The sequence below is a fragment of the Streptomyces sp. NPDC102279 genome (assembly GCF_044766365.1).
Lineage (GTDB): Bacteria > Actinomycetota > Actinomycetes > Streptomycetales > Streptomycetaceae > Streptomyces.
In genome coordinates this window covers 294,042-317,748 of the sequence record NZ_JBIWLU010000007.1, presented here as the reverse complement: position 1 = coordinate 317,748, position 23,707 = coordinate 294,042, and the positions used below count along the sequence as shown (strand labels likewise).

General features: G+C 69.6%; 30 protein-coding genes. 27 read left to right on the top strand and 3 right to left on the bottom strand.

Annotated features, from left to right (window positions below):
• The first annotated feature begins 51 nt into the window (after positions 1-51).
• From ACIRQH_RS19925 to ACIRQH_RS19895, 7 genes are all read left to right on the top strand, one after another.
• Complete coding sequence (locus ACIRQH_RS19925) at positions 52-1,107, top strand: hypothetical protein (RefSeq protein WP_404226704.1); 1,056 nt, start codon at positions 52-54, stop codon at positions 1,105-1,107.
• A 73-nt stretch (positions 1,108-1,180) separates the two neighbouring features.
• Complete coding sequence (locus ACIRQH_RS19920) at positions 1,181-1,483, top strand: hypothetical protein (protein ID WP_404226703.1); 303 nt, start codon at positions 1,181-1,183, stop codon at positions 1,481-1,483.
• Positions 1,484-1,667: 184 nt separating this feature from the next.
• Positions 1,668-1,934, top strand: coding sequence for a hypothetical protein (locus ACIRQH_RS19915; protein ID WP_404226701.1), 267 nt, complete (start codon positions 1,668-1,670; stop codon positions 1,932-1,934).
• Positions 1,931-2,278 (top strand): hypothetical protein, encoded by a 348-nt coding sequence (locus tag ACIRQH_RS19910; RefSeq protein ID WP_404226700.1) that lies wholly within the window; start codon positions 1,931-1,933, stop codon positions 2,276-2,278. Before ACIRQH_RS19915 ends, ACIRQH_RS19910 begins: the two co-directional genes overlap by 4 nt.
• Entirely contained in the window at positions 2,275-3,156 is an 882-nt protein-coding gene (locus ACIRQH_RS19905) for a hypothetical protein (RefSeq protein WP_404226699.1), read from the top strand. The genes ACIRQH_RS19910 and ACIRQH_RS19905 overlap by 4 nt, the downstream gene beginning before the upstream one ends.
• Entirely contained in the window at positions 3,153-3,506 is a 354-nt protein-coding gene (locus ACIRQH_RS19900; RefSeq protein ID WP_404226698.1) for a hypothetical protein, read from the top strand. Before ACIRQH_RS19905 ends, ACIRQH_RS19900 begins: the two co-directional genes overlap by 4 nt.
• Positions 3,507-3,694: 188 nt before the next feature.
• Entirely contained in the window at positions 3,695-4,396 is a 702-nt protein-coding gene (locus ACIRQH_RS19895; RefSeq protein WP_404226697.1) for a hypothetical protein, read from the top strand.
• Between the two features lie 47 nt (positions 4,397-4,443).
• On the opposite strand, the gene ACIRQH_RS19890 is transcribed toward ACIRQH_RS19895, so the two are convergent.
• Complete coding sequence (locus ACIRQH_RS19890) at positions 4,444-5,001, bottom strand: HNH endonuclease (RefSeq protein WP_404226695.1); 558 nt, start codon at positions 4,999-5,001, stop codon at positions 4,444-4,446.
• A 235-nt stretch (positions 5,002-5,236) separates the two neighbouring features.
• Here ACIRQH_RS19890 and ACIRQH_RS19885 point away from each other — a divergent pair, with 235 nt between their 5' ends.
• From ACIRQH_RS19885 to ACIRQH_RS19855, 7 genes are all read left to right on the top strand, one after another.
• Positions 5,237-6,178: a DUF2637 domain-containing protein gene (locus ACIRQH_RS19885; protein WP_404226694.1), complete on the top strand. Its 942-nt coding sequence runs from the start codon at positions 5,237-5,239 to the stop codon at positions 6,176-6,178.
• A gap of 13 nt (positions 6,179-6,191) precedes the next feature.
• Entirely contained in the window at positions 6,192-6,344 is a 153-nt protein-coding gene (locus ACIRQH_RS19880) for a hypothetical protein (protein ID WP_404226693.1), read from the top strand.
• Positions 6,345-6,354: 10 nt separating this feature from the next.
• Positions 6,355-6,888, top strand: a complete 534-nt coding sequence (locus tag ACIRQH_RS19875; protein ID WP_404226692.1) for a hypothetical protein — start codon at positions 6,355-6,357, stop codon at positions 6,886-6,888.
• Complete coding sequence (locus tag ACIRQH_RS19870; RefSeq protein ID WP_404226691.1) at positions 6,885-7,580, top strand: hypothetical protein; 696 nt, start codon at positions 6,885-6,887, stop codon at positions 7,578-7,580. The genes ACIRQH_RS19875 and ACIRQH_RS19870 overlap by 4 nt, the downstream gene beginning before the upstream one ends.
• Positions 7,581-7,700: 120 nt before the next feature.
• Entirely contained in the window at positions 7,701-8,810 is a 1,110-nt protein-coding gene (locus ACIRQH_RS19865; protein WP_404226690.1) for a glycosyltransferase family 2 protein, read from the top strand.
• 45 nt (positions 8,811-8,855) lie between these two features.
• Positions 8,856-9,023, top strand: coding sequence for a hypothetical protein (locus ACIRQH_RS19860; protein WP_404226689.1), 168 nt, complete (start codon positions 8,856-8,858; stop codon positions 9,021-9,023).
• Between the two features lie 62 nt (positions 9,024-9,085).
• On the top strand, positions 9,086-9,265 hold the full coding sequence (locus tag ACIRQH_RS19855) for a hypothetical protein (RefSeq protein WP_404226688.1): 180 nt from the start codon (positions 9,086-9,088) through the stop codon (positions 9,263-9,265).
• Between the two features lie 6 nt (positions 9,266-9,271).
• Here the strand turns inward: ACIRQH_RS19855 and ACIRQH_RS19850 are convergent, their stop codons facing one another.
• Positions 9,272-9,883: a hypothetical protein gene (locus tag ACIRQH_RS19850; RefSeq protein WP_404226687.1), complete on the bottom strand. Its 612-nt coding sequence runs from the start codon at positions 9,881-9,883 to the stop codon at positions 9,272-9,274.
• A 778-nt stretch (positions 9,884-10,661) separates the two neighbouring features.
• On the opposite strand from ACIRQH_RS19850, the gene ACIRQH_RS19845 reads away from it, so the two are divergent.
• The 6 genes from ACIRQH_RS19845 (at position 10,662) to ACIRQH_RS19820 (ending at position 16,434) form a co-directional block, all read left to right on the top strand.
• A complete protein-coding gene (locus ACIRQH_RS19845; RefSeq protein WP_404226686.1) occupies positions 10,662-11,033 on the top strand; it encodes a DUF732 domain-containing protein in 372 nt (123 codons plus the stop codon).
• A 149-nt stretch (positions 11,034-11,182) separates the two neighbouring features.
• Positions 11,183-11,662, top strand: a complete 480-nt coding sequence (locus ACIRQH_RS19840; RefSeq protein WP_404226685.1) for a helix-turn-helix domain-containing protein — start codon at positions 11,183-11,185, stop codon at positions 11,660-11,662.
• Between the two features lie 8 nt (positions 11,663-11,670).
• Positions 11,671-12,963, top strand: a complete 1,293-nt coding sequence (locus tag ACIRQH_RS19835; protein ID WP_404226684.1) for a PBSX family phage terminase large subunit — start codon at positions 11,671-11,673, stop codon at positions 12,961-12,963.
• Positions 12,960-13,133 (top strand): hypothetical protein, encoded by a 174-nt coding sequence (locus ACIRQH_RS19830; RefSeq protein WP_404226683.1) that lies wholly within the window; start codon positions 12,960-12,962, stop codon positions 13,131-13,133. The genes ACIRQH_RS19835 and ACIRQH_RS19830 overlap by 4 nt, the downstream gene beginning before the upstream one ends.
• On the top strand, positions 13,117-14,727 hold the full coding sequence (locus ACIRQH_RS19825) for a capsid protein (protein WP_404226682.1): 1,611 nt from the start codon (positions 13,117-13,119) through the stop codon (positions 14,725-14,727). The genes ACIRQH_RS19830 and ACIRQH_RS19825 overlap by 17 nt, the downstream gene beginning before the upstream one ends.
• Before the next feature lie 603 nt (positions 14,728-15,330).
• Positions 15,331-16,434 carry a phage minor capsid protein gene (locus tag ACIRQH_RS19820; RefSeq protein ID WP_404226681.1) on the top strand — a complete coding sequence of 368 codons (1,104 nt, stop codon included), beginning with the start codon at positions 15,331-15,333 and terminating at the stop codon, positions 16,432-16,434.
• Here ACIRQH_RS19820 and ACIRQH_RS19815 read toward each other — a convergent pair.
• Complete coding sequence (locus ACIRQH_RS19815) at positions 16,431-16,607, bottom strand: hypothetical protein (RefSeq protein WP_404226680.1); 177 nt, start codon at positions 16,605-16,607, stop codon at positions 16,431-16,433. The genes ACIRQH_RS19820 and ACIRQH_RS19815 overlap by 4 nt on opposite strands.
• A gap of 63 nt (positions 16,608-16,670) precedes the next feature.
• Here ACIRQH_RS19815 and ACIRQH_RS19810 point away from each other — a divergent pair, with 63 nt between their 5' ends.
• The 7 genes from ACIRQH_RS19810 to ACIRQH_RS19780 all read left to right on the top strand — a co-directional run bounded on the left by ACIRQH_RS19810 (position 16,671) and on the right by ACIRQH_RS19780 (position 23,706).
• A complete protein-coding gene (locus ACIRQH_RS19810) occupies positions 16,671-17,609 on the top strand; it encodes a hypothetical protein (protein WP_404226679.1) in 939 nt (312 codons plus the stop codon).
• Positions 17,610-17,624: 15 nt separating this feature from the next.
• On the top strand, positions 17,625-18,689 hold the full coding sequence (locus tag ACIRQH_RS19805; RefSeq protein WP_404226678.1) for a major capsid protein: 1,065 nt from the start codon (positions 17,625-17,627) through the stop codon (positions 18,687-18,689).
• A 2-nt stretch (positions 18,690-18,691) separates the two neighbouring features.
• A complete protein-coding gene (locus tag ACIRQH_RS19800; protein WP_404226677.1) occupies positions 18,692-19,141 on the top strand; it encodes a hypothetical protein in 450 nt (149 codons plus the stop codon).
• Positions 19,138-19,704, top strand: a complete 567-nt coding sequence (locus ACIRQH_RS19795; RefSeq protein ID WP_404226676.1) for a hypothetical protein — start codon at positions 19,138-19,140, stop codon at positions 19,702-19,704. The genes ACIRQH_RS19800 and ACIRQH_RS19795 overlap by 4 nt, the downstream gene beginning before the upstream one ends.
• Positions 19,705-19,717: 13 nt before the next feature.
• Complete coding sequence (locus ACIRQH_RS19790; RefSeq protein ID WP_404226675.1) at positions 19,718-20,230, top strand: hypothetical protein; 513 nt, start codon at positions 19,718-19,720, stop codon at positions 20,228-20,230.
• 64 nt (positions 20,231-20,294) lie between these two features.
• Complete coding sequence (locus tag ACIRQH_RS19785; RefSeq protein WP_404226674.1) at positions 20,295-20,741, top strand: hypothetical protein; 447 nt, start codon at positions 20,295-20,297, stop codon at positions 20,739-20,741.
• A gap of 19 nt (positions 20,742-20,760) precedes the next feature.
• A complete protein-coding gene (locus ACIRQH_RS19780; RefSeq protein ID WP_404226673.1) occupies positions 20,761-23,706 on the top strand; it encodes a hypothetical protein in 2,946 nt (981 codons plus the stop codon).
• The last annotated feature ends 1 nt before the right edge of the window (position 23,707 follow it).

Below are 23,707 nucleotides of genomic sequence, written 5' to 3'. Positions count from 1 at the left end.
TTCAGGGGCGGCCCTGGTCACCATCCCACCACCACCGCCAGGAGCAGCACCATGACCCCGCCCACCGCGTTCATCGACTGCGAGACCACCCACCTGTCCGCCGAGATCGGCGAGGCCTGGGAGGTCGCCGTCATCCTCCGCGACGACAACGACCCGACCACCGACACCGAATACGTCTGGCAGTTCTCCATCAACCCGGAGACAGCCGACCCCGAGGCGCTACGCATCGGCCGCTGGCACGAGCGCCGCCAGCTGCCCGCGCGCACCAACCAGGCAGCCTTCACCGGTTCCATCCCGGCCGTCATGATGACCCGCACCGAGGCCGTCGCCGCGATCACCAACGTCCTGTCCGGCGCCGTCCTGGTCGGCAGCAACCCCGCCTTCGACGACCGGTTCCTCCGCAAGCTCCTCGGCCCCGGCAGCGCACAGTGGCACTACCGGCCGTACGACATCGTCCAGTTGGCCGCCGCCAAGATCGGCGCGCAGCAGGCTGGCCCACTCCCGTGGCGTACGCACGTCCTGTCCCGCGCCGTCGGAGTCGAGCCGCCCACCGCCGCGGCCGCGCACACCGCGCTCGGCGACGCCCGCTGGGCCCGCGACGTCCACGACGCCGCCATGGGCCAAGAGAAGTTCCCCCTGACCTGGGAAGGCCGAGCAGCCCACGCCATCGGCCTGTACGCCACGACCGCCGTCGAGCTGGAGGACGTGGAGCGAGAGCGAGACAGGCTGCGCCACATCCTGAGCCTCCTTCGGTCCGGCTTGGCGAGCACCCGGAGCGCGGCTGCCGTGATGAAGATGGCGGCGGAGGCCGAAGCCGCCGTCGCCCAAGCCTCGGGCGCTGCTGGCCAACCGAGCGACGTCGACACCCACTGGCAGTCCGCCGTCCTCGACGCCCTCGACGCCCCGTCAGCACCCGTCACGACGCCCCCGAGCCGCCATCACTTCGGCCGCTCGTGGTCCGGCCACGACCTCGAGGACGCCTGCCCCTGCACGAAGGCACCGTGCGGCCTGGTCGCCGAGGTCGCCGCCGAGTGCACCGAGCACAACGGCACCAAGAGCACCCGGCAGTCCCACCCGGCGGACGCCTGCCCGGGCGCCACGACCTGACCAACACAACACCGGCCGCCCGCAGTCGAGATGCGGGCGGCCGGCCCCACCATCCCACCACCCAGGAGCAGCGATGTCCGACATCCGCGACCCCGAACGCGACCAGCCCCTCCCCACCCCCGGAGGACAGCCAGTGCAAGCCGTGCTCATCGCGGCCCTCACCGAACGCACCGAGTACGGCCGCCGGAAGTACGGGACGCCGCTCATGACCGACAACGGTCGAGACGCCCTCACCGACGCGTGGGAAGAAGCGCTCGACCTCCTCACCTACCTGACCCAGATGCGCCTGGAGCGCGGCGACGACATGCCTGCCCCGTCCCAGCGGCGCCCGCCGTTGGACCCCGTCCACATCCTCGGCATTGCGCCCACGTTGTGATCGGCGATCTCTACAGCTTCGCCCGCGCCCTCATCGGCTGGATCGTCGCGGGCGCGGCCGTCTTCACCGCCTGCTTTTTCGGCCTGATCTACCTCGTGTGGCGGGCCTGGCGCGGCATCCGCCGAGTCACCGGACACCCGTCACCGCCCCGTCATGACACCGACGACACCCCCCAGGAGTCCGCGTGCCCGAGCCCTACGACACGATCACCCTCGCCCTCGAAGCCACGATCTTCGTCGCCGTGTTCCTGTTCCGCGTCGTCCTCAAGTGGCTCTCGCAGCGCGCGATGCTCGGCCTGCTCGCCGTCGCATCCGTCCTTGCGACCGTGCGAGGCATCATCAACGGACACTTCGGCTGGGGCTTCTTCCTCGGCCTCGCCGCGGCCGTCCTGATCGTCGTCTGGTGGACCGAGCGCAACCCGGTGAGCACGGACGAGCAGGCCCGGCAGTGACCGCCCGCCACCGTCGTACGGCCCGCGCCTTCACCGGGGGCGCGGGCCTCGCCCTGGCCGCCACCTACTGGCTCGCGCCGGCGCACCCGTGGCTCGCCCTCGCCACCGTGTACGTCGCCGCGTTCGCCGCCTGGTGCGCGACCTGCTACTACGCCGTCGCCCGCCGCCGCGCCGCCGAGGACGACTGGGAACGCCGCCACGTACTCGGCGAGTGCCCTGAGCCGTTGAACCCGTGCTGCAACCTCGCACGCCACAGCAGGGGCGCAGCGCACGACCGCCGCCGCTGCACTGACCCGTTCCACCGCCTCACCGCCCACATCGCCGACCCCCGGAGCACCACGTGAGCCACCCCAACCCCCTGCGCACGGGCGACGACCGAGCCCGCACCCACATCAAGGCCCTGATCGAGGAGACCAAGCACCAGGCCAGCACCGCGCCCGAGCCCGCGCAGACGTTCATGTCCGGCATGATGACCGGCCTCGCCTCGGCCGTGGAGATCCTCAACGGCGGCACCGCCGAAGGGTCGCTGGAGAAGGTGGCGCAGAGCCTGGCGGCCGCGATCGGCAACGCCTGGCTCGACGGCCAACTCCCCGCGCAGCCACCGACCACGATCGCAAGCCCGACGGCCGTCATGACGAACGTCGGTACACCCGTCAAGGCAGCCGTGACCAGCGTTGACGCCCCGCCCGTCCAGTGCTGGCACACCGAGGCCGGAACCCCCTGCACCTCGGCCCAGTGCAACCAGCCCGATCGTCTCCGGATGGGCGACTACGGCGACGTCCCCAACGATCAGCCGGCACCGCCCAAGCCTGCCCCGCTCCTCGCCTGCGGCCTCTGCTACGAGGAGAACGGCGAGGAGATCCACCCACACCCTGAGTGCCCCGTCGGCAGTGACGGCGCGGCCCTCGACAGTCGCAGGGCGAACATCTGCGAGCAGCTGGACCTCGTCGGCCGCGGCGAGACCCTCGTAGCCAGCCAAGCCGAGCTGCTCCGACAGCAGGTCGGGGCCGAAATGCGGGAAGCCGACACCGCGCGCGCCGTCGCACTCGGCAACCTGCGTCATGTCCGCACGATCGTCCCCGAGATGGAAGCGCAGAAGGCCACCATCGACCGCGTGCGCGAGGCCCTGCGCACGACGTTCATGGCCGGCCCTGACGCAGTCACCGTCGTCCGGGCGAGCTCCATCCGCAACGCCCTCAACCCGTCGAAGGACCCGTCATGACGCTCGCTGTGGACTTCGACGGCGTGATCCACGCCTACAGCCGCGGCTGGGCCGACGGCACGATCTACGACCCGCCCGTGCCCGGCGCCCTCGAAGGGCTCCGCGCGCTCCTGGACCAGGACGCCGTCTTCGTCTTCACCGCCCGGGACATCGGCCAGGTCGCCGCTTGGCTCCTCGACCGCGGCTTCCACGTCCGCGTCGGCTACGACGGCGAGTTCTGGAACGAGCGCGGGCCGTTGCTCGTGACGAACCGGAAGCTGCCGGCGACCGCGTACCTCGACGACCGCGCGGTCCGCTTCACCGACTGGGACCAGGCGCTCGCGGCGCTGCTCCCGGAGAGGAGCATCTGATGGGTGACGTGACGATCCCTCGCGAGCTGATTGTGCTCAACATCGCCGCCTGGGTGGTCAGCCTCACAGGCCACGTGCTCGCGTTCCTCGCCGCCCGCTGAGCAGCACGAAGGGGCGCGCTTAACAGTCCGGCCAGACCAGCGCGCCCCCGGCAGTGATCAAGGTACCCCGACGTCACAGGAGTCCCGATGACCACCGCCGCCAACCTCCACACCGTCATCAACCACTGGACCGACCTCCAAACCGCCCTCGCCACCAACCAGGCCGACACCTGGCCCCCCGTCATGGGCATCGCACGCCTCCACGACCACCTCAAGGCCGACGACCAGGCCGTCGAGCAACGCGCCCTCGAACGCAGCCCCGACCAGATCGGCGCCACCGCCGCACCCCTCCGCATCGAGATCCTCGACACCATGGCCGCGATCGATCAGCGCATGGTCGACGGAGCCGACATCCTCGCCAGCCACTTGCAACGGGATCCCGTCGCAAGCCGCGTACGGGTGGCCGGCCCCGGAGACGACGTCGCCCTGGCCCTGCGAACGCTGATCCTCAAAGACGAGGCGGACGAGCGGCGTTGGAGCTTCACTGACCCTCGACGCCGCATCGCACCGTACGCAGCAGCATGGCTCCTGGCCCGTCACGACGGGGCACCGGGCCCCTTCGAGAAGCTCCGTCCGATTCACCAGGACGCCATCGCCACCGCCGCCCGATGGGCCGCCGACCAGATCCACCACGCCCTGGAGATGGCCCGCCGCGCGCAGGTCCTGGACCGGCCATGCCCGCACTGCCGCGGACAGCTGCGCATCGAGGGCGGAGACGGCCAAGACCCGACCGTCACCTGCCGAGGCTGCGGGCGCGCGTGGACGGGCACCGCTCAGCACGTCCCCTGACCATGGGCATTCCGGCTGCTACGGATTCAGCGCGACCCCCGACCGGACTACGATTCGTCGTCGGCCGGGGGATCCAACGGCTGTGCCGCGGCCCAGCGTTGGACGAACTCGGCGCCAGCAGGTGTCAGTTGGTATGCCTCCAGAGCTGGGATACCACCCATGTCGATGATCGCGCCCCGCCATTGCACTCGCGCCAGATAGCCGTCCTGCACGAGGTACATCAGGTGCAGCCACGAGCCAGTGCTGAGTGGGACTACAGGTGGGTTGGCCGGACTCACCTCCCCGCTGCGGAAAAGGCCCGCATGCGACTCGATGATCCGCCGTTCAAGGTCGCTGTAGCGGCTGTTGAGGACAGCAAGGTTCGCCTTGTACTGACGCAACGCCTTCCGGTCGATCTGATCGGGTCCGCTGCCCTTACGTCGGTGGCAGGTGGGGCACAAGGCGATGAGGTTTTCGAACTCGTGCTTCCGCACTGTGGCCCAGTCGACGATGTGCTCGATGTCGACAGGGTGCTGGCGGCAGGTAGGAACAGCACAGCGGTGGCCAGCTTCGACGAGGACTTGGCGGCGGAGCTCGGCAGGTATGGCGGGGCGTCCTTCGGGCATGGTGACAGTTTATGGCCAGGCGGACTCAGCCACGGTGGACGACGCCCGTCACGACGCCCGTCGACACCCCGCCACCGCCCAGTCGTTGAACTCGTAGCACCGCACGAGCGCCACGCGGTACCGTCAAGGCGGCAGATGCCCCACGCAGGGCGTCACCTCCACGAACTAAACGAGCCCCGAACGCGGAGATACCAGCTCCGGCCGAGGCTCTGACCAGTCGGAGAGTGACCTCCTCATGGCTAAGCCAGACCTTAAGGCGTCCGTGCCCAATCCGGACACCCAACCCCCCACTCGCCGCCTCGGTGGATCCGTACGCGCAGCCTGGTTCATCGTCCTCGTGATGATGCTCGCCGCAGCCGCCTGGTCCATCAGCTCCAAGCTCGTGGGCTGGGGCATGGACAAGTGGCCGGCCCTCGCCCTCTCGTTGATGTTCGACCTGGCCGGACTCCTCTGCGCCCAGTACGCGCGCCGCGCCATCGAACGAGGCACCCCCGCCGGTCTCGCCCGCCTCGCCGTCCTCGCCTTCGTCACCGTCTCCGGCCTGCTGAACTGGTCGCACGGCCAGGAGGTCGGTGGACTCGTGGGCGGCGTCGGCCTCGCGTCGATCTCCTTCGCGGTCGAGCTGCTCTTCGAGCTGCACCGCCGGGACGTACGCGACGAGCAGCGGGTCGCCCGCGGCCTGATCGCCGAACGCATGCCGCACATCCCGATCCTCGCCTGGGTGATGTTCCCCAAGCAGGCATGGAAGGCCCTGCGTTCCGCCGTACGCGTCCGGCTGGAGAACCTGGACAAGCCCGCACCGGTGACGGCCGTGACCAGCGTTGACAGGGCCGTCGACGCCCCGGTGACGCCCCCCGTCACGCCGACCGTCACAGCCCCCGCCGCCCCGCCCGCTCTCCCTGCCGCGCCCCCGCAGGCCCCCGCGCCCGCACCGCAGCCGGCCCCGCCCGCACCCATCACGTACAGCGACCCACGGTGCGCCGTCATCCGTGGCCTCTACGACACCGTGCCGCCCTCGCGACCGGGCACGAAGGCGATGAAGGAAGCCCTCCTCGCAGCTGGCTTCGAGGCACCCGGATCCGACGGGATCATCCGCGGCACGCTGCGGAACGAGGTCGAGGCGCACGAACCCCACCTCGCGGACCTGCCAGCCGCCCCGTTCTCCATCGGCGCGTAGCCAACCACGCCCCATGGCCGCCGTGTTCGGCGTGTTCTTTGCTGCGTGCGCGCTGCTTGCGCTCGCCGGTCTGGCCCTCGTGGCCCCCAGCGACGTCCCCCGGATCACCGGATCGGTCGCGCTGATCTTGACTTTCGCGGCGCTCGGCGTCGCCATGTACCACTGAGGACCCAGCAATGCTTCTGGCTCTGCCGCCCCTCGACATCCCCGTCTACGGCATCGTCTCCCTCGGAGGCGTCACCGTCGGACTCGGCCTGTTCGCCTGGGACTTCACCCGCTGGGCGACCAGCCACAAAAAGCGCTTCAGCCTCAAGGCCCTCAGCGCCCTTCTGCCTCAATTCCTCTGCCTCTCGTACGGCGCCCTCCTGATCCTTTCGGCCGGAGGGATCATCGGCGGCATCGCTGACTGGTCACTGTGGGGCACGAACCAGGTCGGGGACATCGTCCTCGTCTACGGCCTCGGAGCCCCCACCCCGACCGTCACGCGATCGGCTCACCTGGCGCTCACCCCCGGCGGACACGCGGCGATCATCGTCCTCACTGTCGTGATCGCCGCGGTGTGCAGCAAGCGCGGCTTCCGCTGGGACTTCGTTCGCCAGATCCTCGCGGGCGTCACCCTCGGCCTCGCCTCCAGCATCGCCGGAGCGGTCGGCGTCGTCGTCGCCCCTTCCGTGTCGTGGGCCGGCGACTACGTGGTGGGCCTCCTGTGACCCGCGAACCGGACACCGAGCCGGAAGACGACGCGGTCGACGAGGACGAGGAGTCGACCGGCCGCGCCCGGACCGTCGTCCTCCTGGTCGTCGGCGCGGTCGCCTCGTGGCGCATCATCAGCGTCTTCCCCGAAGTGGCCTACGTCGCCACGGGGATCGTCGGCACCGTCGTCGTCCAGAAGACGCGGCAGCTGATGACGCGCGACAAGGAGCCGGCCGAGGCAGTCGAGGACGAGGAGCAGCCGGACGTCGGCGAGGCGCTCCGGCGTCTGGTCGGCGACGACAACGGCGTCCTCCTCACCCGACTCCAACGCGACCTGAAGCTCCACGACACCAAAGCCGTCAAGCAGCTCCTCGACGACGCCGGCATCCCGTGGAAAGGCGTGCGCACCCGAGACGGGAACAGCACGGGCGTACACGTGAAGGACATCCCGGCCGCCCCCTCCCCTTCCGATCACAGCCACGGTGACGGTTGTTGTTGCAGGTCAGGCGACAACGCCAACAGCAACAACGGATCCGGCCCCGGCACCGAAGAGGGGATCCGTGTAGAGCCCATCGAAAACTCTGGCGGTCACATCCTCCGCGGCTCACTGCCCGAACGATCCGACGCGACGGTTGAGGACCTCGTCACCCGCTTCCTCGCCGAGATCGCCAAGAGGAACCCAGGCCCCGGGGAGGTGAACAAGCCGTGATCGCACGCCTCCTCGCCGCCCTCGGCATCGACCACACGACCTGGTACTGCGCCAACTGCGGAGGCCACTACCCCGCATCCCACTTCCCCTGCGACTAGCCCACGCCAAGGACCAGACCTCATGAACGACAGCACCCTGCAGCTCCGCACGATCACCGCCACAGCACCCGAGCAGCCGCGGATCATCGCCCTGATCCCCGCCCGGAACGAGGCCGACCGAATCGCCGCCTCCATCGTCGGACTCCAGGCACAGACCCGGGCCCCAGACGAGATCATCGCGGTGACGAACAACTGCACCGACGACTACGCCACCGCGATCGCAGCACGCGACGCAGGCGCAGCCGTCCTCGACCTCCACGGCATCGAAGGCAAGAAGGCCGGCGCCCTGAACCGGGCCCTCGACGAGATCCTCCCCGAGCTCGGCGACGACGACCTGGTCCTCATCCAGGACGCCGACACCGTCCTGGTCGAAGGCTTCCTCGAGCACGCCGCGGCCGCGATGAAGCGCAGGGTCGGAGCGGTCGGAGGCGTCTTCTACGGCGAGCCCGGCGGAGGCCTCCTCGGCCAACTCCAGCGCATGGAATACGAGCGCTACGCCTGGGAGATCGACCGCAAGGGCGGCCGCGCGACCGTCCTCACCGGCACCGCCTCGCTCTTCCGCGTGCGCGTACTCCGGCAGGTCAAGGCCTCGCGGCTCACAGGACGACTCCCGGGCGGCAGCGGCTACTACACGATCGACTCCCTCACCGAGGACGACGAGATCACCAAGGCCGTCAAGACCCTGGGGTACCGCACCATGAGTCCGGCCGGCTGCACGGTCACGACCGAGGTCATGACCAGCCTCCCCAAGCTGTGGAACCAGCGCATCCGCTGGCAGCGCGGAGCCCTGGAGAACCTGCGCTCGTACGGCCTTACCAAGGTCACCGCCCGCTACTTCGGCCAGCAGATCATGATGGGCGCGGGCGCCATAGCCTTCGCCCTCTACCTGTGCCTCACCGCCTGGCAGTTGGCCCTCTTCGGCAGCCTCGCCTTCTCTCCCCTCTGGTCGACGATCGGCCTGATCTTCATCGTCGAGAAGGTGGTCAGCGTCTGGCGCGCGGGCTGGCGGTCACGACTCCTCGCCGCGCTACTGGTCGTTGAACTCGCCTACGACCTCTTCCAGCACGCCGTGTACGCGCGTGCCCTCTACGACCTTGCGCTCCGGCGCGAGGAGCACTGGGCAGCAACCTGACCAGTGGCACCCCCGAACACCCCACCCAGAGAAGGGCATCACCTGATGTACGGAGTCATCGGCAGTGGCACAGCGGGCGCGGCTGGTACGGCGGCCCTCGCCGCGACCGGCGCGGGCTTCAACGTCCTCGCCTCGGTCGTCGCGGTCACCACCCTGATCGCCGCCGGGCTTGCGCTGCACAAGCTCGCGCCGCGCCGCCGCCGCGGCAACTGACCGAACGCCCGGGCCCCGTCGCGCACTCCCGCGACGGGGCCCTCGTGCGTCATCCTGGAGCTATGCCCGCCATGCTGCGCTTCACCGGTGACGACAAAGACCTGACCCTCGACGAGCTCGCCCAGTTCGTCGAGGACGCCCGCAAGGCCGGCGTACCCGGCGACAACCCCGTCCGCGCCGAACTGTCCACGAGCCAGAAGATCAAAGAGATCGAGGTCGCAGTCGACGTCGACCGGAGCTGACCGACGTCACGGCGCGTCGGCCGCGACCTCTTCCAGCTTGCCGTACGAGTCCAGCGACCAGCGGGTTCCTGCATCGTCCGTGAAGTACAGGGTGGGTCGATTGTTGTGCAGCGGGGCCGATGCCCACTGCTGGGACACAAAGGCCACAACATTACGGGCGCCTACGAGGGGCACTGGGGCAATGGTCCGTTCACCCCGACTTGGGTCCCTTCGCGGCGGGTTGCGGAACGCTTCGGATGACGTGTAGACGGTCCCAAAGCGGATGTCTACATGATGGATTGGAGCTTCGCTTTCGTTCGTCACCGAGACCTCCCAGTGATCTGCCGGGCCCTCCGGGTGGCCCCGCTGATCGCGCCAGCTGGCTTTCCGCATCCACGCCCGTACCTGTCGCGCCTGAGCCCACCGGCGGGTCTCGGCAGCGGCACGCAGTTCTGCTCGCTCCAGGGAGAGGTTCTGCTGCTGCTCGGACATGAACCGGAGCTGCTCGCCGATGAACTGGCGCTGCTCACCGATCTGCTGCCGCTGGCTCTTGATCGTCTGGTAGCCGAACCAGGCTGCGGCTCCGGCGAAGACCACGCCCACGGTCGTCGGTACATCGCCCCACTGCAGCGGGCCCACGCCCCACCCCTCGCTCCGTGCTCGGTCTTGTCATGCAGACGCTCGCCGATGGCGCTGCGGTTCCCCAGGCTGCTTCGTTGACCAGGGATTAATCAGATCACAGGCGTATGAGTGGAGGCTGTACTACACATCGCGCTACTATTTAGCTAAATCAGCGTGGCTCATATGACCACGCGACGGAGGGCCCGGCTCCGGTAGCACCCAGAGCCAGGCCGTCCTACGCAGTTCACGAGCCCGGTCGCCCATTCATCGACCGGGCTCGCTGTTGCCAGCTGCCGGTCTCCGACCGAAGACTCTTCACACTCTTAGCGAGTGGCCACGAACTGCGCCGCACCGATGACGATGGTGACAAGCACCCCCGACGCGGCCAAGCCGAGCGTCCACTTCTGGTAGCTCGTCCACCTGCCACGATCCATCGAGTCGTCGGACTCCTCAGACTCTTCGGCCGGGTTACACATCGGGAGACCTCCCTTTCCCTCGGCCGACCCGCCCTATGCGGGCCGGGGCCTAAGGAGCCGACCCCCACAATCAGGCTCAGTGGAGGGTCCGTTCGGTCTCTTCTCAAATCATACCGGTAGCGCCGACACCCCCATACATTCATAAATACGCGCAGGTCAGGGGCTCATGACGTGCCGTCATGCCCCCGCCTCCCGCGAACAGATCCACCGCAGGCGACGGCCGAAGCCTCGAACGCAGCGTCACAGTGTCGCGACAGGGGCCCGCAGCCTCACCGCCAGCGCGACGATTCCCCCTCGTGACCATCACCCCAGGGGGACCCATGCGCACCCGCACCACCGTCGCCACCCTCGGCGTCGCCGGCATCCTCGCCCTCACCGGCTGCACCGTCGACACCGACACCACCGACTCCAAGCCGAAGATGTCCCCCTCCGCGAAGGCCGACAGCCACACCAATGCGGAGAACGCCTTCCTCATCGCCTCCCGCGGCAAGGTCCCCGCACTCAAAAAGATCCCTGACGCCACGCTCCTCGAGTTCGGTCACACCTCCTGCGACGCCATGGACGCCGGAAACACACCGCTCGCGGTCGCCATGAAGGCCGAGGAGAACCTCCAGATCGGCGAGGCGAACTCCGGCTACCTCATCGGCGCAGCCGTGGCCCAGCTCTGCCCGAAGCACAAGAGCGAGATCTGACGTAGTTGCATTCCGGGATCGCGTGCCGCATTCTGAGCGCAAGTCCGGCGTGCCCGGACACCACAGACTCATAGCTGGCGCCATCGAGCGCAGCACCGGAGGCCCGCCACCGTGCGGGCCTTCGCCATGTCCAGGGGGGTGACCCACCCATGGGCAGCGCCAACCCCGTCACCGACGCCGAGCGTGAACGCGTCCGCGAACTGCACGCCGCAGGCAAAGGCCGCAACGAAATCGCGGCCGAGCTCGGCCGATCCGGTCGCACGATCAGCGAGATCGCCAAGGGCCTCGGCCTCTCCTTCGCCCGAGCCGCTCAGGTCCAACAGGCCACCGAGATCCGCCAGGCAGACCTCGCCGACCGCCGTGCCGCACTCGCGCAACGCCTCCAGGACGTCGCCGAACGCGAGCTGGAGAAGGTCAACCAGCCTCACGTCTACTTCGACTGGGGCGGCAAGGACCACGACTTCGACACCCACGAGGCCTCCGAGCCCACGCCATCCGACAAGCGCGCGCTGCTCGGCGTCGTGGCCACCGCGATTGACCGCTCGCTGAAGCTGTCCCCGGCCGAACAGGACACCGAGGGCCTGGCCGCCGTCGACGCCTGGCTGAAGGGGATGATGGGCGGCACGTAGGGGGCGGCATGTACGACACCCTCGTGGGCAAGCAGCTCCGCTCGACGCAGCTCGCCACCGCGCGCGGCAACCTGTGGGAAGGCGCCGTCCGCTCCTCGAAGACGATCAGCTCGATCATGGTCTGGCTGCGGTACATCCGCACCGGTCCCCCGGGCGCGCTCCTCATGGTCGGCAAGACCGAACGCACGCTGAAGCGCAACATCATCGACGTCATCGTGGCGATGGTCGGCGTGAAGCGATGCAAGTACAAGGCCGGCGTCGGCGAGGTCATCATCTTCGGCCGCACCATCTACGTGGCCGGCGCCAATGACGAGAGAGCCGCAGACAAGATCAAGGGCCTGACCCTCGCCGGGGCCTACATGGACGAGGTCACGACCTTCCCCGAGTCGTTCTTCTCGATGCTCGGCACCCGCCTCTCCGTCGAGGGCGCGCAGTGGTTCGGCACCACGAACCCCGAGGGCCCGAACCACTGGCTGAAGAAGAAGTTCCTCGACCGCGCGCGCCTGCACGTACGGCGCGACGGGGCCGAGGTCATGTCCGAGGACCCGAAGGCCCTCGACCTCCACCGGTTCAGCTTCAGCCTGCACGACAACCCGTACCTACCGCCGGCCTACGTCGCGAACCTGAAGATCGAGTACCAGGGCCTGTTCTACCGGCGGTTCGTCCTCGGCGAATGGTGCCTGGCCGAGGGCGTCGTCTACGACATGTTCGACGAGGCCAAGCACGTCGTCGACACCCTCCCCGACATCCGGCACTGGATGTGCGTGGGCCTGGACTACGGCACGATCAACCCGTTCTCCGCGCTCCTCGTGGGCATCGGGACCGACGACCGGCTGTACGTCGCCTCCGAGTACCGGCACGACTCCCGCGTGGAGCGGCGCCAGCTGACCGACGCTCAGTACAGCGTCGCCGTACGGCAGTGGCTCGCCACGTACAAGCACCGCGGCGGTGAGGGCGTCCAGCCTCAATGGATCTTCGTCGACCCGAGTGCCGCATCGTTCATGACGCAGCTGTGGTCCGACGGAATGCAGGGCGTCGCGAAGGCCAACAACGACGTCAAGGACGGGATCCGCAGCGTCAGCGTCGCGCTCGGCTCCGACCTGCTGCACGTTCACCGCTCGTGCACTGGGCTGCTCGCTGAGCTCCCCTCGTACGCGTGGGACGAGAAGGCCGCGGCCGCCGGCGAGGACAAGCCGATGAAGGTCGACGACCACTCCGTCGACGCCCTCCGCTACGGCCTCCACTCCACTGCTCACGACTGGCGGCACCTGGTCCGCGCGAACCTGGAGGTGGCCGCGTGAGGGTCGAAGTGCTGCTCCAGACCGAGGGGCAACTCGCTGTCGTCGTCGGCGAGGCCGAGGGCGACACCTGGCCCAAGATGCGGACCGAGCTCCCCGCACTGTTCCGGGACCTGGCCGACGCATTTGAGAAGCCCGACGAGGAGGAAGTGCCCGATGCCGCTCCCCGCTAAGGGCACCCGCTGGCCCCCGATCGACCCCTCGATCCAGGCAGACATGGCCGACTGGTCCGCCTGGTACGCCGCGAACCCCGACCGGCTGTCGTACCGGTACCGCAACCGGCACCGCGACAACGCCCGCTTCGGGGCCGCCGAGAACCGGCCGTCGCAGTACCGCGGCGGCATGGTCGGCCGCGTCGCCCGCTGGTTCTGGGGCGAGCCGACTCCGCTCGGCGAGAAGCGCACCAGCCTGCACATGCCGCTCGCCAAGGACATCGCCCGCACGTCGTCCGACCTGCTGTACTCCGAGCCGCCCACGCTGAAGGCGAGCAACAAGGAGACGCAGAAGCGGCTCGAGGCGCTGATGGACGCGGGCATGAAGCGCACGTTGATCGCGTCCGGTGAGATCTGTGCCGCCCTCGGAGGCGCGTACCTGCGCGTGGTCTGGGACGACGAGATCTCCGACCGTCCCTGGGCGTCCCTCGTCCACGCGGACGGCGCGGCACCGTCGTTCGCGTACGGCGACAAGCTCCGTGCAGTCACCTTCTGGCGCGTCCTCGACGTCGACGGACAGAAGATCATCCGGCACGTCGAGCGACATGAGCCGGGCACGATCCTGCACGAGGTCTACGAGGGCAGTGAGGACAACCTCGGCAAGCCGATCGGGCTGAAGTCCTTCGACGAGACGAAGAACCTGCTGCCGGCCCGGACGCTGCCGATCGGCAGGCGCCTCGCCTGCACGTACATCCCGAACACGATGATCGCCGGGGACTGGCGGGACCTGCCCGGCGCGGTCGGCCTCGGAGCGTCGGACTACCAGGGCGCCGAGGGCTTCCTGTCGTCGATCGACGAGACGTACACCAGCTGGATGCGGGACATCCGCCTCGCGAAGTCCCGCATCATCGTCCCGTCCGGCTACCTCGTGACCAACGGCCCGGGGCAGGGCGCCACCTGGGAAGACCGGGACGTCTACGCCCCGATGAACGTGCCGCCGACGTCCGACCAGCAGATCACCTTGAACCAGTTCATGATCAGGCACGAGGAACACCGGGCCACGATCGAAGAGTTCGTGGGCAAGGTCATCCGGAACGCCGGCTACAGCGGCGGAACGTTCGGCGACGACTCCGCCGGGCCCGCGGTGACGGCCACCGAGATCAAGGCGCGAACCGCACGCAGCATGTCCACCCGCGCGCGCAAGACCGAGCTCGGGGCCGTAGGGATCGCGGACATCGTCGAGGTCCTCCTCATGATGGAGGCCGACGGCATGTTCCCTGGGATCAAGGGCGTCGAGGTCGAGCGGCCAGAAGTCTCCTTCCAGGACAGCGTCCAGGACGACATCAAGTCCCTGGCCGAGACTGCCTCACTGCTCCAGCAGGCCGAGGCCGCGTCCACGGAGGCAAAGGTCGCCCTGTTGCACCCGGACTGGGACGACCGGGAGCAGCGCCAGGAGGTCGACCGGATCCTCAAGGAGACCGGCCGCCTGGTCGAAGACCCGCTCACGCTCGGGGCGGATCGTCCTGACTTCGGCGGTGCCCCCGCTACCGTGGAGCATGGGCAGGGAGGCACCCCCGGAGGTTCGGACGCTACGGTTGCGGCCGGTTCCGACTAGCCAGGGCGACCGTGACTGTCACTCCCAAGACCGTGCCGGCCGCGGTCGCCTTGTCCGTATCGACCAGGCCTGCGAGTGTCATGGCTGCGAGGACTATCCCGCCCACCACGGACGCGCGTACCGCGTAGTTGCGCTGTGCCCGCTGCGGAGTGACCTCCGCCTCGTTCCTCTGGCGCTTTCGACGTGCAGCACTACGATGAAACATGGGTAGCGGCCCCTTACGGGTGTCGATCCGAGTACCCGGCGGCCTCCTGTTCGTAGCAGGGGGCCGCAGCCGTTTGTTGGCTGCAGCTGACCGGCGGGGAGGCTTTCTGCGGCCTCAAAAACCATTTGCGGGCAGGCTCCGTGATCAGTGCAAGTAGTGTGAAACGCGCCACAGTTGTTCATTTGTGAGTTGCGATTTCGGCGTGTCGGCCCCTCAGAACGAGTCGACGGAGGCCGTACGGGGCGCTCAGGTGCAGCGATGTCCCCAACGGGCCCTATACACCAAGCGGTTACTAGTGGCCTAGCCCGGTTTACGTGACTGCCGGGTACCTGTGGTACGCATCACACCTTCCGGCTGTCGCTGCACGTCAGGAGGTCGTCATGCCGGTGTCCCCGAGCATGGCCGAGGACCTCGCATCTGCCATCTCCATGCTGTACGAGCAGGCGGAACTCGCGCTGATCGAGAAGGTCACGCAGGCACTTGCCGAGGGTCTGGACTCGCCGCTATGGGCGGAGTTGAAGGTCGCCGCTCTCGGCAACCTCCAGGCAGCCATCGTTGAGATCATCGCTGCCCTCCAGGCCGACGCATCGGGCGCGATCGGGCAGGCCGTCGCGGAGGCGTACGACCGCGGGCAGCAGGCGGCGATCCTCGAACTCGGCGCGGTGGCCACCGGCCCGGCGCTCGCCGCAGTTGAGGCGCTGCCGTCGGCCGCGGCTGTGGACCGCCTGGCCGCGGCGCTCGTCTCGGAGACCGGGGCGACGCACATGCGGATCCTGCGGACTGGCCTGGACGTGTATCGGCAGGTTATCGCCGAGGCCACGTCAGCGCCGCTCCTCGGCGCGACAACGCGGCGGCAGGCAGCCGAGCGTGCCCTCGGCCGGTTCGCCGGCAAGGGCGTGATTGGCTTCGTCGACAGGAGCGGCAGGGCCTGGAACCTGACGAGCTATGTCGAGATGGCTTCCCGCTCCGCACTCGGGCGTGCGGCCGTGGAGGCGCACACGGACCGGCTCGCGGCGGCCGGAATCGACCTGGTCAGGGTGTCCGACGCCCCGGAAGAGTGTCCACGCTGCAAGCCCTGGGAGGGGAAGGTCCTGCGGCGCGACGGCGAGCCTGGCGCGGGCCGGGTTGAGGTGGAGCACGCAACCGAGGACGACCGCATGATCAGCGTCAGCGTGGCCGGCTCCCTCCCCGAGGCCCGTGCGGCCGGGCTCATGCATCCGAACTGCCGCCATAGCGTGTCGATCTACCTGCCCGGCGTGACCAAGGGCCCAGGCCCCAAGGAGCAACGCTCGCGGGCGACGTACGAACAGTCGCAGAAACAGCGCTACCTGGAACGTCAGGTCCGAAGGTGGAAGCGCGAGGCGGCCGGGGCGCTCGACGACAAAAAGAAGGCCCGGGCCAACGCCAAGATCCGCGAGTACCAGGGCCGGATCCGCGAGCTGGTGGCCGACACGGGCCTGCCTCGTAAGAGTCACCGCGAGCAGCTCTCACGCGCCCGCTAGATCGGGTCGTTCACGATCGATTCGAAGTTGTCGCACTCCTCGGTCACGCACTTGTACGAGCCACGCTGCTGCTCACGGCCTTCATGGCCCATGGCCGTCGTGTCCACATCGCCGAGGTACTTGAGGGGCTGCCCGCAGAGGGGGCACCTGCGCTGACCTTCGTTCTGGCTCATCTCCCGAACGTACGCCGCAGCGGTCGAGAGCGCCTGTTAAGCCCACAGACTTCGGCCTGCCTGGTGCGGGCCGAGAACACGATCCGCCTGGAGCGGGTCACTCCTGAGGCCCGCCAGGCGCGGGCCGCATGGCACCACCACGGGCACGCCTGGTGCGGCCCGATCTCCAATGCCCGCCAGGCGCGGGCGACTCATGCCCTGGAGGGCGACATGCCGAAGAAGACGCTGCCCCGACCCCGACTGGCGGGAGGCGGCTGGGCGCACCCCTACGGGCACGGCCCTTTCTCCCCGTACCTGTACGCGGACGGAGGGGACGGCGACGGCTCCGGATCCGGCGGCGACGGAACCGGTGACGGGGGCGACGGCGCGGGAGGTGACGGCGGCTCCGGAGACGGAGCCGTCGGCGGCTCGGGGGACGGCGCCGGCAAGGGCACCGGCCAGGGCAAGGACGGCAAGGGCGACGATCTCTCCGCCACCGTGAAGCGGCTGGAGAAGGAACTCGCCGATGCCCGGCGGGACGCGGGCAAGGCGCGTACGGACGCGAAGAAGCAGGCCGCGGACGACGCGGTATCGGCCCTGACGGCGAAGCTCGGCAAGGCCCTGGGCCTGGTGAAGGACGACACCCCGCCCGACCCGAAGGCCCTCGCCGACGCGATCGCACAGAAGGACACCGCGCTCTCCCAGAAGGACGCGGCCCTGCGCGCGAAGGACGTCGAACTGGCCGTCTGGGGAAGGGCCGACAAGCTGAAGGCCCGCGCCGGCGCGCTCCTCGACTCACGCGCATTCGTCGCCGCGATCGCCGAGCTCGACCCGGCCGACAAGGGCTTCCAGACCGCCCTCGACAAGGCCATCAAGGACGCCGTCGACGAGAACAAGGCGTTCGCCATGACCCCGCCCGCGGGCAAGTCCGGCGCCGATCTGTCCGGCGGGACCGGCGAAGGCGCCGCGAAGCAGCGCGCCGGATCGCTCGCAGGAGCGGTCAAAAACCACTACGGAAACTGACCTCAGGAGTACCCCATGCCCGTGACGCTCGCTCAGGCGCAGCTCAACACCCAGGCGGACATCGACTTCGCCGTCATCGACAACCTCCGCCGCAACTCGTGGCTGTTCAACAACTTCGTCTGGGACGACACGGCGACGCCGGGCACGGGCGACAGCTCCCTCACCTACGGCTACACCCGGCTGCTCGCGCCGTCCGCGGTGTCGTTCCGCCGGTTCAACGAGGAGTACGTCCCCAACCAGGCGACCCGCGAGCGGAAGACGGTCGAGCTCCACCCTCTGGGCGGCTCGTTCACCGTCGACCGCAAGCTGGCCCGCCTCGGGCCGGCCGCGTCCAACGAGATCAGCTTCCAGCTCTCGCAGAAGCTGGTCTCGATGCGCACCCGGTTCCAGCAGGAGCTCATCCTCGGCGACACCGCCGTCGACGACGCTGGCTTCGACGGCCTGGACAAGGCCCTGACCGGCCAGAGCACCGAGTACCTGCCGCTCGCCGAGGGCGTCGCGACCGGATACCTGGACTGGTCTCCGGCCACGGTCAACAGCGAAGACATCGCCATGAGCGCCTTCGACGCGTTCGATGACTTCCTGGCCCGGATCATGGGCTCGCAGACGGGGTCCGGTGACACGGGCGCGGACGGGTCGGTCCCGGCCGGCGTGAAGGCGATCCTCGGCAACACCAAGAGCGTCAGCCGGATCAAGGCCCTGGCCCGCCGCGCGTCCCAGTTCACCTCGGACCGCAACAGCCTCGGCATGCTGATTGAGCGGTACGGCGACTGGGTCCTGGTCGACCTCGGTGACCGCTCCGACGGCTCCGCGCCGATCATCCCGATCCGGTCCGCGGACACCGACGGCGGAGGCGCGGGCGGCACCATCACGGGCCTCACCGACATCTACGCCGTCAGCCTCGGCCTGGACGCGTTCCACGGCGCCTCGATGGCGGGCTCCCCGCTGGTCGAGACGTACCTGCCGGACTTCACCCAGCCCGGCGCCGTCAAGAGCGGCGAGATCGAGATGGGTCCCGTCGCTGCCGTCCTCCGCAACACCAAGAGCTGCGGCGTCCTGCGCAACGTGAAGGTCCGGTGACCATGACGACCAAGTACCGCATCGAAGCCCCCGTCCGCTCCTTCTCCGGCGAGTCCGTCGGCGTCCAGTTCACCAAGGGAACCGGCTTCGTGGACGACTCCACGAAGGAGGGCAGGGCGGCCCTGGAGTACTTCCGCCGGCAGGGCTACGGCGTTGCCCCGTCCGAAGGCAAGAGCGACGAGGAGCACGCGCTGGAGATCGTCAGCGTCGTCGTCGGGCAGCGCGAACCGATCCCGCCGGCCGTGCCGTTCGACCCCGCGCAGCACAGCGTCGAGGAGGTCCTGGCCCACCTCGACGAGGCGGACCTCGAGGAGGCGACCCGCGTCCTGGACGCGGAGGCCGCGGCGAAGAAGTCGCGCGTCAGCGTCACCAGCAAGCGCGAGGAGATCCTCGCGGCCAAGACGCCCACGGCTCCGGCCGAGACCGAGCAGAACGGAGGTGCCGGACTGTGACGCTCCTCGGCACATTCAAGGGGAACACCCGCAACGAGCTCGGCTGGCTCAACTCGGCAGGCCGTCCGGACCCGGAGGCCGTCTTCCACCGGGCAAACCTCCCGCGCACCGGCCTGGACGACGTCGCCGCGGCCGCCACTGGCGTCATGTGTTCCGTCGCGATCTACCTTCAGGACGGCGACCTCGTCTCCAGCCTGACGTTCATCTCGGCAGGGACGGCCGGCGGCACGCTGACGAACCAGATCGCCGCGCTCTACAACGGGGCCGGCACGCTGCTCGCGCAGTCCGTGGACAGGACCTCGGAGGCGTGGGCGGCCGACACCGCGAAGACCTTCGCTCTGGCCACGGCACAGCGCGTCACCAAGTCGGGCATCTACTACGCGGCGCTCTCCATCGCGGCGTCCACGGTGCCGACGCTGGTCGGCTCGGCCGGGGCGAAGCCGTTCCTCACGGGCGAGGGCAACCTCTCCCAGACGTCCGGCTCCGGTATCGGCGCCACCGCCCCGGCGACGATCGCCACGCCCGCCTTCAAGCGGGCCGTGCCGCTCGTCATCGCGACCTGATCGGGGATCGGACATGCCTCTCTCAGGAGCGATGCTCGCCCTCAGTGCCTCCGGCGAGCTGACGCAGGCTCTCGACTTCGGCACGGGCAGCGCCAAGCAGATCCTGTCCAAGTCCATGGCGCTCGCCTCGGGTACGGGTGCGGGCAAGGCCGACAGGATGTTCTCCGATCGGCGCACGCTGGCCGCGTCGGGCACCGAGGACCTCGACCTCGCTGGCGTCCTGCTCGACGCTTTCGGGACCGCGATCACCTTCGCCCGCATCAAGGGCCTGGTCATCGCGGCGTCGAAGGACAACATCAACAACGTGGTCGTGGGTGCGGCGGCTTCGGCGCCTTGGATCACGCTGCTCGGCGCGACGCACACGCTGACTCTGCGGCCGGGCGCGTTCGTTGCGGTCGGCACGGGGCTCGCGGACGCCACGGGCTACGCGGTCACGGCGACGACAGCGGACCTGCTGAAGATCGCCAACTCGGGTGGCACGACCGGCGTTACCTACGACATCCACATCATCGGCTGCTCGGCGTAGGGCCGGATCATCTGCGGTGAGGGGGCTCTTCGGGGCCCCCTTCCGCATGCCTGGAGGACACACGATGGCGAACATCGTCTTCAACATCTCCCTTGGCAGGCTCGCCTACTACGCTGGCCTGCCCCTCACCAACGACGCACTGATCATGGTGCCGATCGAGACGTCCGGCATCGTCAACGACGCCACCATGCGGGACTACGACGACCTGTCCACGCTCCTCGCGGGCGCGTCCAACGAGCAGACCACCATGGGCCGCAAGACCCTCGCGTCTGTCACCTCGGCGGTCGACGACACCAATGACAGGTGGAACATCGACTCCGCCGACATCACGTGGACCGCAGCGTCCGGGAACGCCATCTCGGCGGTGGTCATCTGCTACGACCCGGACACGACGACCGGGACCGACTCGGACCTGATCCCGCTTACGAAGCACGACGTCACGATGACGCCCGACGGGTCGGACTTCACGCTGACGATCGCCGACTTCGTGCGGTCCAGCTCGGCAGCCTGATCCACGGGGAGGCCAGCTCATGGCGCGGATGTGGACGACGGGATTCGAGCTTCAGAGCACCAGCCTGGAGTTCGCGGTCAACAGTGGCGCGGTCGTCACCGGGTCGCCGTCGATCTCCACCTCCGTCCACCGTGCCGGAGCGGCCTCCCTGCGCTGCAACCCCACCGCCGCCACCTCGTTCGTCGAGCACCAGCTCACCAGCGGCGTCGTCATGCGCACGATGCACCGGCTCTACCTGCGCGTCGACACGCTCCCCAGCACCGCGACCAACGTCTACGGCATCGGGCAGGCGAGCTACTTCCCTGGCCTGCTCCGGCTCCAGACCGACGGCACGCTGGTGCTCCGCGACGGCTTCACCGAGACCACCCTCACCGGCACATCGGCAGCGCTCACGACGGGCGTCTGGCACCGCATCGAACTCGACTTCACCGACGTCGACAACGGCGGCGTCATCGCATCGGGCCTCTCCGCCTTCAAGGGCTACCTGAACGGGACCCTTTTCGCCGACACCCTGTGCTCCAACATCACCGGCTTCTCCCGCGTGCGCATGGGCGTGCAGCTCGCCGCGACCACCGACATCTACATCGACGACGTCGCCGTCAACGACACCACCGGCAGCGTCCAGGCCGGACTCCCGGGCGCCGGCAGCGTCGTGCACCTGCGGCCCAACGCGGCAGGCGACAACAACCTCTGGACCACGGTCGTGGGCGGAACCGCCGGCGCCGCGAACAACTGGGGGCGCGTCTCCGAGGTCACACCCGACGACGCGACCTCCTACAACGCCACCACGGCGACCGGCACAACGGGGATCGACGACTTCAACATCGCCTCCTCGTCATCCGCGGGCATCGGCGCGTCCGACAGCATCACACTCGTACAAGTCGGGGGCCGGGTCGGATCAACGGCTGCCACGGCGGCCTCGATCGTCTACCGCATCAAGGGGCAGGCCAGCGGCACCACAGTCGAGTCGGCGTCCGTCTCGGTGGCGTCCATCAACACGTGGTCCGTCCACAAGGTCGGCTCGCCGTTCCCGTACCAGCTCACCGCGTACACCAACCCCCAGACGAGCACTGCGTGGACGCCGACGACGCTGGACTCGGCGCAGATCGGGTACCGGTCGAACGTCAGCCAGTCGACCGCCCGACGCGTCAGTACGCTGTGGGCGCTGGTCGAGTTCGTCCCCCCGACGACCGCCGCTCTCACCCTCTCCTCGGAGACGAACACCGGGCAGGCCCTCGGCAAGGTCAAGGCGAAGGCGGTCGCCCTCGCCGCGGAGACCGGGACGGCGCAGGCCCTCGGCCGCCGCAAGACCCTGGCCCTCGGCACCGCGACCGAGACGAACACCGCGCAGGCGCTCGCCCGCAGGAAGACGAAGGCCCTCACCGTCGCGGCCGAGACCGCCACGGCGCAGGCCCTCGCACGGCAGAAGACCCGGACGCTCGGCCTCGCCGGCGAGACGGACACCGGGCAGCCGCTCGCCAAGCGGGCCGTCCTCGCACGGTGCGCTGAGACGTCGACCGCGCAGGCACTCACCCGGGCCAAGCGCCAGGCCCTCGCCGTAGCGGCTGGCAGCGACGTCTCACAGCCGCTCGCCCGGGCGAAGCGCAAGACGCTCGGTGTCGCAGTCGAGACGGACGCGGGCCAGGCCCTCGCCCGCAGCAAGCGCAGCACGCTGGCCACGGCGTTGGCGGCGGACGCCGGCCAGGGACTCGGCCGGCGCAAGGCACAGCCGCTCAGCCTCGCCTCCGGCACCGACACGGCGCGCCCGCTCGGTCTGTCCCGGGCGCGCGCGCTCGGGACGGCCGTCGAGACGAGCACGGCGATGCCGCTCGTCCCGGCCACCGGAGTGCAGCCGGCCGAGGAGACCAGCACCGCGCGGCCGCTCGGCCGGGCGAAGAGGCTCACGCTCGGGACGGCCGAGGAGACAGGGACGGCGCTGACGCTGTCCCCGGCCTCCGGGCTCCAGGGCGCTCAAGAGACCAGCACGGCCCGCCCGTTGGGCCGTGTGAAGACCACCGCAGGGAATGCGGCGGGTGAGGTGGGTACGGCCCGGCCACTCGGTCGGGCCAAGGCGCGCAGTCTCGGCCTCGCGGTCGAGACTGCCGCCGCAAGACCGCTGGGCGGCGGCAAGACCCTCGCCCTCGTGCCGGCGGAGGAGACGTGGACGGCGCGTCTCCTCCCGGGCGCGAGGGCGCGGGCGCTCCCGCACGCGGTCGAGACCAGTGAGGCACTGAGCTTCACCGGTGGATCCACCAGCACCCTCTCCCCCAGCGGGGAGACGTCCACGAGTCAGCCGGTCACCGGCCGCAAGACGCAAGCCCTGACCGCCGCAGTGGTGGCCGAGGCTGCGCAGTCGCTGACCGGCCGCAAGCACGAGCTGCTCCCGACCGCTGGCGAGACCGTCACCGCCCGCCCCCTCACCGGGACGAAGCGCGTGACCCTGGCCCCGGCCGCGGAGGCGACCCAGGCGCAGCGGCTCCTCATCCCCGGGCATCTCGTCACGGCCGAGGAGACCGTCGAGGCCCGCCCGATCCGCACGGCCAAGGCGCAGGCCCTCGCGGGCGCAGGCGTCCTCGAGGAGGCGCAGCCCCTCGGCACGCGCGCGCAGCTCGCCCTCGTTCGCGCCGTCGAGACGGCGACCGGGCTCCCACTCGGCCGGCTGAAACGGCGCACCCTCGCGGCCGCGGCTGGCAACGATGCCGCGCGGCCGCTCACGCAGACCAAGCATCAGGCGCTCGGGATCGCGGTCGAGACGAGCCGGGCCCTGATCGGCCCGAAGGTCCGGCTCGTCCCGGCGATCGAGCACGGCCAGGCGCTCGTCCTCGTCGGCCACCGGCAGCAGCCGGCGGGCGCCCTCGACGCGAGCACGGCCGGGCCTGCGCTCACCCCGAGCACGAGCGGGCCGTCACTCACGGCATCCACCAGCGGGCCGCGGTTGGCGGCCTCCAGCACACGAGGAGGCTGAC

Coding starts and splice junctions, on each gene's coding strand:
- ACIRQH_RS19895 (WP_404226697.1), top strand. CDS start 3,695: ATGACCACCGCCGCCAACCTCCACACCGTCATCAACCACTGGACCGAC.
- ACIRQH_RS19875 (WP_404226692.1), top strand. CDS start 6,355: ATGCTTCTGGCTCTGCCGCCCCTCGACATCCCCGTCTACGGCATCGTC.
- ACIRQH_RS19860 (WP_404226689.1), top strand. CDS start 8,856: ATGTACGGAGTCATCGGCAGTGGCACAGCGGGCGCGGCTGGTACGGCG.
- ACIRQH_RS19920 (WP_404226703.1), top strand. CDS start 1,181: ATGTCCGACATCCGCGACCCCGAACGCGACCAGCCCCTCCCCACCCCC.
- ACIRQH_RS19885 (WP_404226694.1), top strand. CDS start 5,237: ATGGCTAAGCCAGACCTTAAGGCGTCCGTGCCCAATCCGGACACCCAA.
- ACIRQH_RS19780 (WP_404226673.1), top strand. CDS start 20,761: ATGGCGCGGATGTGGACGACGGGATTCGAGCTTCAGAGCACCAGCCTG.
- ACIRQH_RS19845 (WP_404226686.1), top strand. CDS start 10,662: ATGCGCACCCGCACCACCGTCGCCACCCTCGGCGTCGCCGGCATCCTC.
- ACIRQH_RS19785 (WP_404226674.1), top strand. CDS start 20,295: ATGGCGAACATCGTCTTCAACATCTCCCTTGGCAGGCTCGCCTACTAC.
- ACIRQH_RS19880 (WP_404226693.1), top strand. CDS start 6,192: ATGGCCGCCGTGTTCGGCGTGTTCTTTGCTGCGTGCGCGCTGCTTGCG.
- ACIRQH_RS19900 (WP_404226698.1), top strand. CDS start 3,153: ATGACGCTCGCTGTGGACTTCGACGGCGTGATCCACGCCTACAGCCGC.
- ACIRQH_RS19840 (WP_404226685.1), top strand. CDS start 11,183: ATGGGCAGCGCCAACCCCGTCACCGACGCCGAGCGTGAACGCGTCCGC.
- ACIRQH_RS19925 (WP_404226704.1), top strand. CDS start 52: ATGACCCCGCCCACCGCGTTCATCGACTGCGAGACCACCCACCTGTCC.
- ACIRQH_RS19855 (WP_404226688.1), top strand. CDS start 9,086: ATGCCCGCCATGCTGCGCTTCACCGGTGACGACAAAGACCTGACCCTC.
- ACIRQH_RS19805 (WP_404226678.1), top strand. CDS start 17,625: ATGCCCGTGACGCTCGCTCAGGCGCAGCTCAACACCCAGGCGGACATC.
- ACIRQH_RS19890 (WP_404226695.1), bottom strand. CDS start 5,001: ATGCCCGAAGGACGCCCCGCCATACCTGCCGAGCTCCGCCGCCAAGTC.
- ACIRQH_RS19825 (WP_404226682.1), top strand. CDS start 13,117: ATGCCGCTCCCCGCTAAGGGCACCCGCTGGCCCCCGATCGACCCCTCG.
- ACIRQH_RS19820 (WP_404226681.1), top strand. CDS start 15,331: ATGGCCGAGGACCTCGCATCTGCCATCTCCATGCTGTACGAGCAGGCG.
- ACIRQH_RS19835 (WP_404226684.1), top strand. CDS start 11,671: ATGTACGACACCCTCGTGGGCAAGCAGCTCCGCTCGACGCAGCTCGCC.
- ACIRQH_RS19800 (WP_404226677.1), top strand. CDS start 18,692: ATGACGACCAAGTACCGCATCGAAGCCCCCGTCCGCTCCTTCTCCGGC.
- ACIRQH_RS19815 (WP_404226680.1), bottom strand. CDS start 16,607: ATGAGCCAGAACGAAGGTCAGCGCAGGTGCCCCCTCTGCGGGCAGCCC.
- ACIRQH_RS19790 (WP_404226675.1), top strand. CDS start 19,718: ATGCCTCTCTCAGGAGCGATGCTCGCCCTCAGTGCCTCCGGCGAGCTG.
- ACIRQH_RS19865 (WP_404226690.1), top strand. CDS start 7,701: ATGAACGACAGCACCCTGCAGCTCCGCACGATCACCGCCACAGCACCC.